Consider the following 12,773-nt stretch of genomic DNA (forward strand, 5'->3'; position numbering starts at 1 on the left):
TCTTTATTAACGGCGTAAAGTCCGCAAAATATCTGCAAAAATTCCGGCGGCAGTCACATTATTTCCTGCACCATAACCCCGTAATAATAAAGGAATTGGTGAATAATAACGAGTATAAAATGCTAATGCATTTTCACCATTTTTCACTTTATAGAGTGGATCTTCCGCATCTACCGCTTTGATCGCCACTTTGCACTTACCGTGATTGATTTCACCGACATAACGCAACACTTTGCCTGTTGCCTGTGCCGCTTGCACTCGTTTTGCAAACTCTTCATCCAATTCAGGCAACATTGTCATAAATTCAGCGGTTGATTTACCTTCAGCAAAGCCTTTCGGCAACACACCTTCCACTTCAATATCTTTAAGTTCCAATTCCAAACCGGTTTCACGTGCTAAAATCAATAATTTACGTGCCACATCCTGCCCAGAAAGATCATCACGAGGATCAGGCTCGGTAAACCCTTTTTCTTTAGCTAAACGTGTCACTTCAGATAATGATTTTCCTTGTTCCAGTTCACCGAAAATAAAGGAAAGCGAACCAGATAAAATGCCGTCAAACAACTCAACTTCGTCACCTGCCGCTAATAAATTTTGCAAATTTTCAATCACCGGCAAACCAGCACCAACGTTCGTGTCATAAAGGAAAAGACGTTGATTAACCAAGGCAGTATCACGCAATTTATGATAATACGCCAAACTTGAGGTATTCGCTTTTTTATTAGGTGTCACCACGTGGAAACCAGCATTTAAGAAAGTTAAATAACTATCGGCAATCTCTTGATTGGAAGTACAGTCTACAAAAATCGGATTCAGAACGTGTTGATCTTCCACCGCATCAATAAAACGATGTAAAGAGAAATGTTCATTGGAATTTTCCAATTTTTCACGCCAATCAGTTAAATCCAAACCATCAACATTCAATAAAAGACGCTTTGAATTGGCTATTCCGCAAACACGAATAGCAATATTTTTTTCAGCTAAAAACTGTTGTTGATGAGCGATTTGATCCAATAACTCACCGCCAACCCCACCTGTTCCGACCAAAAAAATACGCAATGATTGTTGACTATTAAACAACGCACGATGTGTTGCTTTTACTCCTTCTATTGCTTTTGATTGTGGCACTACAGTTGAAATAGAACGTTCAGACGACCCTTGAGCAATCGCAACAATGTTGACATTCGCCTGTGCTAATGCAGTAAAGAATTTTGCAGCTATACCACGACTTTTACGCATTCCGTCCCCAACAACAGAGATAATTGCCAAATTATCCAAAATTTCAATTTCATCTAAAGCACCAGAAGACAATTCATTAGCAAAAGCACGTTTTAAGGCACTCTTCGCTTTAGTAGCAGATTTTTGTGGTACACAAAAACTAATACTATATTCTGATGAAGACTGGGTAATTAAAATAACAGAAATGCCAGCTCTTGACATTGTGTCAAAAACACGTGCTGCCATACCAACCATTCCTTGCATTCCCGGTCCGGAAACATTAAACATTACCACGTCATTCAAGTTGGTAATACCTTTCACCTGCAAGGTTTCAGAATGTACATTGCCATCAATCAATGTGCCTGCCGCACTTGGATTACCGGTATTTTTAATCAAACAAGGAATATTAAATTGTGCAATCGGTGCAATAGTCCGTGGGTGAATAACTTTCGCACCGAAATAGGAAAGCTCCATCGCTTCCTGATAAGACATTGTTTCTAATAATTTTGCATCCGGTACTAAACGAGGATCACAAGTGTAAACACCATCCACATCAGTCCAGATTTCACAACAATCTGCATGTAGACAAGCGGCTAAAACCGCTGCGGAATAATCCGAACCGTTGCGACCTAACACCATTAATTCGCCTTTATCATTACCGGCGGTAAATCCTGCCATTAGCACCACACTCTGTTTTGGAATTGACGGTGCATTAATTCGTTTAGTGGATTCCTCAATATCAACAGAAGACTCTAAATATTCCCCTTGTGCTAATAATTGTTTTACTGGATCAATCACATATACTTGGTAACCTTGCGCTTCAAACCAAGCTGCCATCATCGCAATTGACAGTTTTTCACCACGAGAAATGATTGAAGCATTAATATTATCTGGGCATTGAGATTGAGGAGAAAATTGGGAGAGGGCAGATTCTATTTGGTCAAATTCCTTTTGGACAACTTTTCTTAATTTATCATCATCAAATTTTGCATTTTTTTGCTTCAAACCACTCAAAATATTCTCAAAAATTTGCTTTGCTTCTTTGAAATCCTGTTGTTTATCCTCACCTTTATTTGTCTTATCAACCAATGCCACCAAGTAGTTGGTGATCTTCGCTGGGGCAGAAAGTACCGCTGCTGCCTGATCTTTTAAATGTGCTTGCAGAATAAGCTCACCCGCTTGAGAAAAACGTTCCGGATTTGCCAATGATGTTCCGCCAAATTTTAATACTCGCATGATGTTGTCCTCTTTATTGTATTTTGAAAATTATCTAAACCATTACCCATAAAAAAACCCGCATTTTTTAAGATGCGGGTTTAACAATCCTGTTTTTTGAGTGCTAACCCGCCCCACTAATAATAATGGTCATCATAATGTGGGTCATCGTAATAACAGTCATTGTCATGGAAATCTTTATAGCTCATTTTGAATTTCAATAGTGATAATAAGTACCTAAATTCATTCCACTTGTCAAATAAATTTATGAGAATAATTGAAATTTTTTCTATAATAAAAACCGTTTTAGACATTTAGGAGATAAAAATGAATATTGAACAAAATTTAGTGCATATTCGCCAACAAATCGAAGATTGTCATCCTACTCAAAAAGTAATGCTTTTAGCGGTCAGCAAAACTAAACCTTTTTCTGACATCCTCAAAGCTTATTATGCCGGACAATATCAATTTGGCGAAAATTATGTGCAGGAAGGTGTAGAAAAAATTCAACTGGCACAACAACAAAATATCAACGATATTACCTGGCATCTTATCGGTCCATTACAATCCAATAAAACGCGTATTGTGGCAGAACATTTTGATTGGGTACAAACAATTGATCGCGTAAAAATTGCCGAACGTCTAAGCCAACAACGCCCTGATCACCTCCAACCGTTGCAAGTGTTGATCCAAATTAATATCAGTGATGAAAATTCAAAATCCGGTATTGCACCGCAACAAATGGAAGAGCTAGCACAACAAATTATTAAATTACCAAAATTACAACTACGCGGACTTATGGCGATTCCAGCTCCAACAGAAGACATTAACCAACAAATTACCATTTTCAATCAAATGAAATCACTTTTACAACAACTACAACAATGCTTCCCTCAACAAAAAATCGATACATTATCAATGGGAATGACAGACGATATGAGAACAGCAATTGCTTGTGGTTCTACGATGGTACGCATCGGCACTGCTATTTTTGGTAAACGAAATTACTCAATTTAAGGTATTTTGATTCCAGTTAGGGAAAGGCTTATGCTGACAACTGTTTTGATTTTTTATTAACTTAAGCAAAGGAGTAATAATGAAAAAACTACTATCAGCGATTGCTATTTTTGCATTTGCCTCTTATGCCTATGCCGAAATGTCCCATTCCCACCAGATGTCAGCAGCAAATGAAGCTTATATGCAATCTATGGGCGCAATGCACGATTCAATGATGAAAGGCATTGCCCATCAAGATCCAGACGTTGCATTCGCTGCCGGAATGTTGCCACACCATCAAGGTGCAGTAGCAATGGCGGAAGTCGAATTGAAATATGGTAAAGATCCAGAACTAAGACAACTTGCTGAAAATATTATTAAAGCCCAACAAGCAGAAATTAAATTTATGCAACAATGGTTGGAAAAACACGGCGAGAAATAGAAAGCTCCCAATAATAGAAAAAGTGTTGGTCTTAATTATTTTGGTAATTATTACCAACACTCTTGTCCACTATGCCTAAAAAAGTCCGCATCTTAATCAGTTAGAAAACTAACTTTTTGGATACGGATTCTTTTTTGTTCTGTTTTATTTTCAGTGATTTACGCTAACTTTTCCAACACTGCCAACACAATCTTGGATGATTGTTTGACCGCTATCGGTAAAAACTCATCAAAAGAGATATGTGATTCTTTATCTGCCACATCGGAAATGGCGCGAATAACAACAAACGGCACATTAAAAGCGTAACAAGTGTGGGCTATCGCTGCTGCTTCCATTTCCACCGCCGCAACTTCAGGGAAATCCTGACGAATTCGAGCAATCATATTGGCACCATTAATAAATTGATCTCCGGAACAGACTAAACCAATCACAGCATTTTGCACCTGCTCGGTTACCACTGTATTCACAATTTCAATCAATTTCGCATCTGCCGTAAATTTTTCCGGACACGCTGGCAACTGCCCCTTAGCATAACCAAAAGCAGTTACATCAGCATCGTGATAGCACACTTTATCAGAAATAATAATATCGCCGATATTTAATTGTGGATTTAAACCACCTGCCGAACCAGTATTAATAATACAATCCGGTTGGCAAGTTAAAATCAATGCGGTTGTTCCCATTGCTGCTGCGGTTTTACCAATTCCTGATTGCAGTAATGCCACCTGATGACGACCAATTTCCCCCTCGTAAATTGTACAATTCGCTAATCTATTTATCCGTTTATTTTTCATTAAACTTTGTAATATTTCGACCTCTTGTGCCATTGCACCGACAATACCTAGTTTCATTTTTTTCCTCGTTGTTCTTGTACAATTTTTGCTGTTAATGAATCCAAAACCGCCATCGTGTAATCATCATTATAGAGTGTACTACCAGTTAAAACATAACGCCCATTAACCGAAACAAACGGCAAGGTAAATACCCCATATTTTGATGTCGAATTAATAGATTGATTCACTTTAGCGGCAACTAATTCCGAATTAAACACCTCTAAAAAAGTCTCAAGATTAATTTGTTTACGTGTTAACCACTCTTGTAAGAATTTCCCTCGATGGCGATTATTTCGATTAAACTTTTGTTCCGCCGTATCAAAAATAAATAGATCGGCAAGATCCGGATGTCCCATACTCTCTAGAGAGTAATAAACCGCTGCCGAAAAATAACCTCCCGGTGTCGCCGCCGGAATCCATTCAATATCAACTTTATCCGGATTCATTCGTTTATATAAACTCAAATTATCCGCCGCCATTAAACAAATACGACACTCATAGGAAAAGAAAAATTTAATTTTGATCTTATTGTCTGCTGCCGGTTCTTCTTGTATCGGTTGCTTATAGGAAAAATAGTCCTTACCATCTTTAAAAATCGGCAACTGTTCTGCGTAACTCACCGTCGCCGATAACGCAAAAAGCAAAAAATAAAAAATTTGCATTGCCAACTTAATACTGTTCATTATTTATTCCAATATCTCTATATAATTGACTAATAGTTGCACTTGTCTATTACATCTATACTCATTGATTGAAAGATGATAGACCATCCGTGCTGTTTTAATCGATAAATCAGGGAACCGTCTAGTATCGACATTAAACTGAATTGCATCAAACAATCCTCCTCCCTGTATCGGTTCCAGCAACATTTTTAGATGTTTTTCCCCTACAAGTCGTTGCTGTAAGATGCGAAATTCTCCATCAAATTGAGGCTCTGGAAAATGTTGCCCCCACGGACCGGCAAATTGCAACATTTCCGCCGTTGTTACATTCATTTGTTGAGCGCCTAATTCACCATCAGTATAAATAACACCTTGTAATGATTTTTCATTCAACCAAGCTTTTGCATACTGGTTGAACAATCGTTGAAATTCCGGGAAATATCTCTGGTGAATACTCAAACCGGCTGCCATTGCGTGACCGCCGAATTTAATAATGATTTCAGGATGTTGACAATGGATATGATCAAGCAGATCACGAATATGCAAACCTTCTATTGAACGTGCAGAACCACGCAAAATGCCCTCATCTTCCTGTGTAAAAATCGCTGTCGGACGATGAAATTGATCTTTCATTCTTGCCGCTAAAATGCCTAATACGCCTTGATGCCAATCCGGACGATAAAGCGCAATAGCAAAAGTATCTTCCTGATAGATCGGTTTTAACTCACGCAAATAATGCAATGCTTCCTGTTTCATCCCAATTTCTATCTCTTTGCGCGTTTTATTAAGTGTATCCAATTCCAGCGCTAACGCTCGCGCCTGTTCCATTGTTTCTGATAAAAGTAACTCCACGCCAATCGACATATTATCAATTCTACCGGCAGCATTTAATCGGGGAGCAATAGAAAAACCTAAATGACTAGAAACTATTTGTGTAATATCAAGATTAGCAACTTCAATTAAAGCACGAATTCCACAATGGCAATGTTGTGTGCGTATTCTTGCCAAGCCTTGAGAAACAAGAATGCGGTTATTGTGATCCAACGGCACCACATCAGCCACCGTTCCCAATGCGACAAAATCCAATAATTCCGCAAAGTTAGGCTCTTTTTTATCCGCAAAAAGCCCTTGTTGGCGAAAGGCAGCGCGTAACGCCACCATTAAATAGAAAGTCACCCCCACTCCAGCGAGATATTTGGATGGAAAACCGCAATGCACTAAATTAGGATTCACAATAACATCGGCATTTGGTAATTTTTCACCCGGCAAATGGTGATCGGTAACAATCACTTGCACCTGATGTTGTTTTAAATAATCAACACCCTCTAGTGAAGAAACGCCGTTATCAACAGTAATCACTAACTGCGCCTGTTTATCTAGCGCATCTTGCGCCACAGAAACACTCAAGCCATAACCTTGTTCAAAACGATCCGGCACTAAAAAATCAACTGATTGAAACCCTAACTGACGTAAAGCGAATACCGCAACTGCAATACTGGTTGCACCATCCGCATCAAAATCACCGACAATCACAATCCGCTTTTGTTGATGATAGGATTCAATCAATAATTCAGTTGCTTGCTCCAAATGCGTCAATAAAGAGGGCGGCAACATATATTTCAAGGCATAATTTAGTTCCGCTTCAGATGCTATGCCTCGACTGCGATAAATGCGATCCAATAACGGATCTGCATTCACTTGAACTCCGTTTGCAACTTCTCTCCGTTGAATAATTTTTACAGCCTGATCGTTCATACTATTTTTACTGCTCTATCTACTACAATTCTGCTTTTAAGCCTTCAAGTATTACTCTTGTAAAATTTTTAACAACTCTTGCGGAGGCACATAACCTCCCAACAATTCACCACTAGGCAAAATGATACTCGGTGTGCCACGCACGCCATATTGTAAACCTAATTGGTAATGTTTGCTGACGATATTCGGCGTTTTCATTTTGGTCGGCAAATTACCTTTTTCAGCTTCATTCAAAGCATATGATGGATCTTTATCCGTCCAAATACTTTCCATTTGCTGAGCAGCTTGGCTAGATAATCCACCTCTTGGGAAAGCTAAATAACGTACGGTAATGCCCAAATCATTATATTGTTTCAGCTGTTCGTGCAGAATATGGCAATAATGGCAGGTAATATCCATAAATACCGTAACAACATATTTTTCATTTTTTGCTGGATAAACAATCATCTCATTTTTTAAATTTTCTACTTGTGCCACTAATAATTTATTAGAAAGATTAATCGCACTGCTATCGGTTAATTGATATAAATTACCTTGCAATACATATTTGCCATCTTCAGAAACATATAAAATGCCTTGATCGGTAACTGCCGCTTTCAAGCCATTTAATGGCGAATCTTGAACTTCCACTTTTTCAACGCCCAATTTCTTTAATTGCGCAATAATTTTCGCGTTATCGGCGAAAACTGTGGTCACCATAGAAAGTGCCAATAATGCTAATAGCTGTTTTTTCATAATTTATCCTTTTATATATTTTTTTACTGGTGCAAAACTTTGTCGATGTTCAGCCAAAATGCCATATTTTTCAATCGATTCCAAATGCAATTTGGTCGGATAACCTTTGTGACGATCAAAGCCGTATTGCGGATATTTTTGATGCAATAATAACATTTCCTGATCTCGTGCAACTTTTGCCAAAATGGATGCCGCACTGATTTCCGCTACTAAACTATCTCCTTTTACCACTGCTTGTGCTGCTATCTTTAACGCTGATGGAATTCTGTTACCGTCAATCAAGACAAAATCCGGTTGAATGTGTAATCCTTGTACTGCACGGCACATCGCCAACATTGTTGCTTGTAAAATATTAATCCGATCAATCTCTGTTGCTTCTGCTCTACCCAAACTCCACGCTAACGCTTTTTCTTTTATCTCTTCAGCAAGTAACAGACGTTTTTTTTCAGACAATTTTTTAGAATCGGCTAAACCGGCTATCGGTCTTTCTGGATCTAAAATCACTGCTGCTGTTACCACTGCACCGACTAATGGACCTCGACCGACCTCATCCACGCCGGCAATCAGTTTTGCATTCGGATAGACAAAATCGGTCATACTTCAATATTTCCTTCTAAAATATCGCTTACCGCTTCTGCCGCTAATTTATCCGCATCTTGTTGGATAGATCGATGCAAATCGGTAAACGTTTGCCGTAATTCAACACAATAACGGCGATCCTGTTCACTTTCAGAAAAGTAGATTGTCAATTTTTCTGCCAATAATGTCGGCTCACATTGTTCTTGAATCATCTCCGGCACCAACATTTTATTCGCTAAAATATTCGGCAAGGAAATATAATTGGTTTTGACTAGTCGTTTTGCTAACCAATAAGTGCTGCCTTTCATTTTATAGCCAACTACCATCGGTGATTTACATAACATTGCTTCCAATGCTGCCGTGCCGGATGCCAATAATGTCGCTTCCGCCGCAATCATCGCCTGCTTAGCGTGTCCATTTAATAAAATCATTTCCAGATCCGGTGCAGTCTGCTGCAAAATTTGCTCAAACTGTTGACGACGTTTCTCGTTCGCCAACGGTACTAATAATTTGATATCTGGATATTGTTGTTTAAGCAAAATAGCGGTTTTAATAAAAGTTTCCGCCAAAAAAGCAACTTCATTATGGCGACTACCAACTAAAATCGATAAATAACGTTGCTGCGGATCAATTTGTAAAAACTGGCAAGCTTCTAATCGATCAGGTTTCAATGGTAAGGCATCCGCCAAAGTATGCCCTATAAAACGGCAAGGCACTTGATGTTTATCATAAAACGCCTTTTCAAACGGCATAAAAACCAACATCATATTTACTGCCTTAGCAATTTTATGAATTCTATTTTGTCGCCACGCCCATACTGACGGACTCACATAATGCAAGGTTTTAATGCCGTTCTGCTTAAGTTTTAATTCAACATCAATATTAAAATCCGGCGCATCAATCCCGATAAAAACATCTGGTTTTAAGTTTAATAATTGTTCAATCAGTGAGTGGCGTATTTTTAACAAACGAGGTAAATGTTTCACTACTTCCATTAACCCCATAACACTCAACTCTTCCATATCAAAAAGCGACTCAAAACCTTGCTGTTGCATTTTAGTGCCACCGATACCGATAAATTTCGCTTGCGGATAACGAATTTTTAAGGCTTGAATTAATCCTGCACCTAATGTGTCACCGGACACCTCTCCAGCAACAATCGCAATAGTAGGTGCATAATTCGCACTAAGCTGAAGATCCTGCATTCTCTTTCTCCTTATTCAACACGTTTGCTGTTTCAATCTCTTAATTTATAGAAAATCAGATAAAATGTTCTCTATAAATTCTTTGATCTTGAAGGGGCACAATGCTCCCAAATTAAATACATTCTGCCACCGTAAATGGTGAAGTTATAGCTGCTAACAAGTTTTGATAAATAAACCGCACTTTATTGGTATATAAAGTACGGTTTAGATTCAATTAATAATATAAATACAACAATTAACGAATAATGCCACGTGTTGAACGTTTAAAGAAATCAATAAAGAAACTGATTGAGGACTCAGTTGAAGCAATCTGCTCAATTTCCGGCATAATCTCTTCTAAAGTTTTATCACTACGATAGATCAATTTATAAACACTACGAATAACGTGTAGTGTCGACTTATCAAAACCACGCCGTTTCAATCCTTCAATATTGATACCGAATGGACGAGCGTGATTTCCTTGTGCCATCACATATGGTGGCACATCCTGACTTACCATTGAACCACCACCCAACATTACATGCGCACCAACAATAACAAATTGATGGATAGCTGACATTCCGCCTACGATGACGAAATCATCTAATTGAACGTGTCCTGCTAATGTTGCATTATTAGCCAAAATACAGTTATTTTTAATTTGACAATCGTGTGCAATATGCGCATTCACCATAAATAGATTATTATCACCAATTTTGGTGATTCCACCGCCTTGCACTGTGCCTCGATGGATTGTAACGTGTTCACGGATACGGTTATTATTACCAATAACCGTTTCTGTCGCTTCACCAGCATATTTCAAATCCTGATTAATTTCACCAATAGTAGCAAATTGGAAAATATGGTTGTTTTCACCAATTTTCGTTTTGCCTTTTACTACAATGTGTGAATTTAATATAGTATTCGCTCCGATTTCGACTGTTTTCTCTACAATACAAAACGGGCCGATCACCACGTTTTCGGCGATCTTCGCCCCCTCTTCGACAATAGCTGTCGAATGAATCTTGGCACTTGGATGGATCATATTACACTCCTCGTCTGGCACACATCAAATCAGCTTCGCACACCAATTGACCATCAATTGTTGCCACACCTTTAAAACGCATTACACCACGTCTTTCTCGTTCAAATTCAATCGTTAACAGCAATTGATCTCCCGGGAACACTGGTTTTTTAAAACGAGCATTATCAATCGCTGCAAAATAATAAAGCTCATTTTCAGAAAGTTGTGTCGTTTTAAATGCCAATACACCGGCTGCCTGTGCTAATGCTTCAAGAATTAATACTCCAGGGAAAATCGGTTTCTGAGGGAAATGACCGGTAAAACAAGGCTCGTTAACGCTTACATTTTTGATCGCTTTAATCCATTTTCCTTCTTCAAAATCCAGCACTCGATCAACCAACAAAAATGGGTAACGGTGTGGCAAAAGTTGCATAATTTCATCAATATCGACTATTCGTGGTTCTCGTTCGGTTGTCACTGTAGTTGCCCCTTAAAAATAGAGTTAATTGTTGATATTCTTAATTTGTTTTTCTAACGCTTTCAAACGCTTATTCATATCGTTAATGCCCAATGTTAAAGCTGCGGTCTTACGCCACTCCTTATTAGTTTGTAACGGAATGCCTGAAGAATAGACGCCTGGTTTGGTGATCGGACGCATCACCATCCCCATACCAGTAATGGTAACACCATCACAAATTTCCATATGACCGTTAATTACGCTTGCACCACCAATCAAGCAATAACGCCCAACGTGCAAACTGCCTGCCATAATCACACCTCCGGCAACTGCCGTTCCGGTACCGATATGGGCGTTATGTGCAATTTGGCAAAGGTTATCAATAATTACATTATCTTCAATTATGGTGGAATCTAATGCACCACGATCAATACAGGTGCAAGCTCCAATTTCAACACGATTACCGATAATTACGCTACCAGTTTGAGGAATTTTAATCCATTTCCCCTTCTCATTTGCATAACCGAATCCATCACTACCGATAACTGCCGAGGATTGAATTAAACAGTCTTCACCGATCTCAACATTGTGATAAACCGATACATTTGCCCATAATTTTGTTCTTGCACCAATTTTAGCATTTTTACCAATAAAACATCCGGCACCAATACAAACATCATCACCAATGATAGCTCCATCTTCAATTACGGCATTCGCTCCAATGCTGACATTTTTTCCTAATAATGCGCTTGTAGAAATCACTGCGCTTTCTGCAATATCGGCAGAAGGTTGCGGTGTAGTATCCATTAATTGTGCCAAAATTGCATAAGCTACATAAGGATCTTTCACAACAATCACATTCTGATCATCAGCGCAATAAGGCAAATCGGCTTCGCTAACCAACAACACACCAGCTTGGCTTTGTGCAAGTAAAGGTCGAAACTTAGGATTGGAAATAAAAGTTAACTGTTGTGATGTCGCACGCTCCAATGGTGCAATACTCTCAACGAAAATATCGGCGTTACCCTTAAGAGTACCGCCGACTTTTTCCGCCAAATCAATTAGACGGTATTGTTGCATATTCCAGCGAGCTCCTATTTTTTATCTGCTGCCGGTGCAAGTTTAGCCATTACATCTTTAGTAATATTTTTGTTATCTGTAGCAAAAGCAACAGCATTTGCATCAATCACGAAAGTGTATTTTTTCTCTTTAGCAATTTCATTAATTACTTTTTGAATAGACTCAACAACTTTATTATCCTCTTCTGCACGACGAGCATTGATTTTTTGTTGTAATTCACTAGCTTCTTTATCATAGTCAACACGTAATTTGTTGATTTCGTCTTCACGTTTTTTGATATCTGCTTGACGTAAGTTTTTCGCATCTTTCTGTAATTTTTGGATTTTATCCATAATTACTTTTTCTTTCTTCTGTAATTCCTCTACAGGTGTTTTGAATTCAGCATCCAATTTTTTCAATGCCGCTTCACGTTCCGGTGCGTGTTGGAAAATATAAGCAGAATTAATAAATACGATATTTTCCTCTGCATTTGCTGCTGAAGCAAATAATGCACTGCTCGCCAATGCTAAAGTTAATCCTGCAACTTTTAATGATTTTTTCATAAAAAACTCCTAACGATTTTTAAATTATTGAGTATATTAGAGAACTTATCC

The 12,773-nt window shown here is 38.4% G+C and carries 13 protein-coding genes; 2 read left to right on the forward strand and 11 right to left on the reverse strand.

Going from position 1 to position 12,773, the window contains the following annotated elements:
• Positions 1-6: 6 nt before the first annotated feature.
• Positions 7-2,454, reverse strand: coding sequence for a bifunctional aspartate kinase/homoserine dehydrogenase I (thrA, locus tag JP36_RS02370; protein ID WP_039171587.1), 2,448 nt, complete (start codon positions 2,452-2,454; stop codon positions 7-9).
• A gap of 306 nt (positions 2,455-2,760) precedes the next feature.
• Between thrA and JP36_RS02375 the strand changes: the two genes are divergently transcribed.
• Complete coding sequence (locus JP36_RS02375) at positions 2,761-3,450, forward strand: YggS family pyridoxal phosphate-dependent enzyme (protein ID WP_039136047.1); 690 nt, start codon at positions 2,761-2,763, stop codon at positions 3,448-3,450.
• A gap of 79 nt (positions 3,451-3,529) precedes the next feature.
• Positions 3,530-3,871: a DUF305 domain-containing protein gene (locus tag JP36_RS02380; protein ID WP_039136050.1), complete on the forward strand. Its 342-nt coding sequence runs from the start codon at positions 3,530-3,532 to the stop codon at positions 3,869-3,871.
• 158 nt (positions 3,872-4,029) lie between these two features.
• Here JP36_RS02380 and mtnN read toward each other — a convergent pair whose 3' ends face one another.
• From mtnN to JP36_RS02430, 10 genes are all read right to left on the reverse strand, one after another.
• Entirely contained in the window at positions 4,030-4,722 is a 693-nt protein-coding gene (gene mtnN, locus JP36_RS02385; protein ID WP_039136052.1) for a 5'-methylthioadenosine/S-adenosylhomocysteine nucleosidase, read from the reverse strand.
• Positions 4,719-5,387, reverse strand: coding sequence for a thiol:disulfide interchange signal peptide protein (locus JP36_RS02390; RefSeq protein ID WP_039136054.1), 669 nt, complete (start codon positions 5,385-5,387; stop codon positions 4,719-4,721). The genes mtnN and JP36_RS02390 overlap by 4 nt, the downstream gene beginning before the upstream one ends.
• A gap of 3 nt (positions 5,388-5,390) precedes the next feature.
• Positions 5,391-7,121, reverse strand: coding sequence for a single-stranded-DNA-specific exonuclease RecJ (gene recJ / locus JP36_RS02395; RefSeq protein WP_039136056.1), 1,731 nt, complete (start codon positions 7,119-7,121; stop codon positions 5,391-5,393).
• 51 nt (positions 7,122-7,172) lie between these two features.
• Entirely contained in the window at positions 7,173-7,856 is a 684-nt protein-coding gene (gene dsbC, locus JP36_RS02400) for a bifunctional protein-disulfide isomerase/oxidoreductase DsbC (protein ID WP_039171589.1), read from the reverse strand.
• A gap of 3 nt (positions 7,857-7,859) precedes the next feature.
• A complete protein-coding gene (gene rnhB / locus JP36_RS02405; RefSeq protein ID WP_039136062.1) occupies positions 7,860-8,453 on the reverse strand; it encodes a ribonuclease HII in 594 nt (197 codons plus the stop codon).
• Positions 8,450-9,640 carry a lipid-A-disaccharide synthase gene (gene lpxB / locus JP36_RS02410; protein ID WP_039171591.1) on the reverse strand — a complete coding sequence of 397 codons (1,191 nt, stop codon included), beginning with the start codon at positions 9,638-9,640 and terminating at the stop codon, positions 8,450-8,452. The genes rnhB and lpxB overlap by 4 nt, the downstream gene beginning before the upstream one ends.
• 235 nt (positions 9,641-9,875) lie before the next feature.
• Positions 9,876-10,664, reverse strand: coding sequence for an acyl-ACP--UDP-N-acetylglucosamine O-acyltransferase (lpxA, locus tag JP36_RS02415; protein WP_039136066.1), 789 nt, complete (start codon positions 10,662-10,664; stop codon positions 9,876-9,878).
• Between the two features lies 1 nt (position 10,665).
• Entirely contained in the window at positions 10,666-11,121 is a 456-nt protein-coding gene (fabZ, locus tag JP36_RS02420; protein WP_013746660.1) for a 3-hydroxyacyl-ACP dehydratase FabZ, read from the reverse strand.
• A 24-nt stretch (positions 11,122-11,145) separates the two neighbouring features.
• Entirely contained in the window at positions 11,146-12,180 is a 1,035-nt protein-coding gene (gene lpxD, locus JP36_RS02425; RefSeq protein WP_039171592.1) for a UDP-3-O-(3-hydroxymyristoyl)glucosamine N-acyltransferase, read from the reverse strand.
• A 14-nt stretch (positions 12,181-12,194) separates the two neighbouring features.
• Positions 12,195-12,722 carry an OmpH family outer membrane protein gene (locus JP36_RS02430; protein ID WP_039171594.1) on the reverse strand — a complete coding sequence of 176 codons (528 nt, stop codon included), beginning with the start codon at positions 12,720-12,722 and terminating at the stop codon, positions 12,195-12,197.
• Positions 12,723-12,773: the final 51 nt, after the last annotated feature.

This window comes from Gallibacterium genomosp. 1 (genome assembly GCF_000771875.1).
Taxonomy (GTDB): Bacteria; Pseudomonadota; Gammaproteobacteria; order Enterobacterales; family Pasteurellaceae; genus Gallibacterium.

Bases quoted from the DNA above. Each gene is read 5' to 3' on its own strand.
- thrA (WP_039171587.1), bottom strand. From the start codon at position 2,454: ATGCGAGTATTAAAATTTGGCGGAACATCATTGGCAAATCCGGAACGT.
- JP36_RS02375 (WP_039136047.1), top strand. From the start codon at position 2,761: ATGAATATTGAACAAAATTTAGTGCATATTCGCCAACAAATCGAAGAT.
- JP36_RS02380 (WP_039136050.1), top strand. From the start codon at position 3,530: ATGAAAAAACTACTATCAGCGATTGCTATTTTTGCATTTGCCTCTTAT.
- mtnN (WP_039136052.1), bottom strand. From the start codon at position 4,722: ATGAAACTAGGTATTGTCGGTGCAATGGCACAAGAGGTCGAAATATTA.
- JP36_RS02390 (WP_039136054.1), bottom strand. From the start codon at position 5,387: ATGAACAGTATTAAGTTGGCAATGCAAATTTTTTATTTTTTGCTTTTT.
- recJ (WP_039136056.1), bottom strand. From the start codon at position 7,121: ATGAACGATCAGGCTGTAAAAATTATTCAACGGAGAGAAGTTGCAAAC.
- dsbC (WP_039171589.1), bottom strand. From the start codon at position 7,856: ATGAAAAAACAGCTATTAGCATTATTGGCACTTTCTATGGTGACCACA.
- rnhB (WP_039136062.1), bottom strand. From the start codon at position 8,453: ATGACCGATTTTGTCTATCCGAATGCAAAACTGATTGCCGGCGTGGAT.
- lpxB (WP_039171591.1), bottom strand. From the start codon at position 9,640: ATGCAGGATCTTCAGCTTAGTGCGAATTATGCACCTACTATTGCGATT.
- lpxA (WP_039136066.1), bottom strand. From the start codon at position 10,664: ATGATCCATCCAAGTGCCAAGATTCATTCGACAGCTATTGTCGAAGAG.
- lpxD (WP_039171592.1), bottom strand. From the start codon at position 12,180: ATGCAACAATACCGTCTAATTGATTTGGCGGAAAAAGTCGGCGGTACT.
- JP36_RS02430 (WP_039171594.1), bottom strand. From the start codon at position 12,722: ATGAAAAAATCATTAAAAGTTGCAGGATTAACTTTAGCATTGGCGAGC.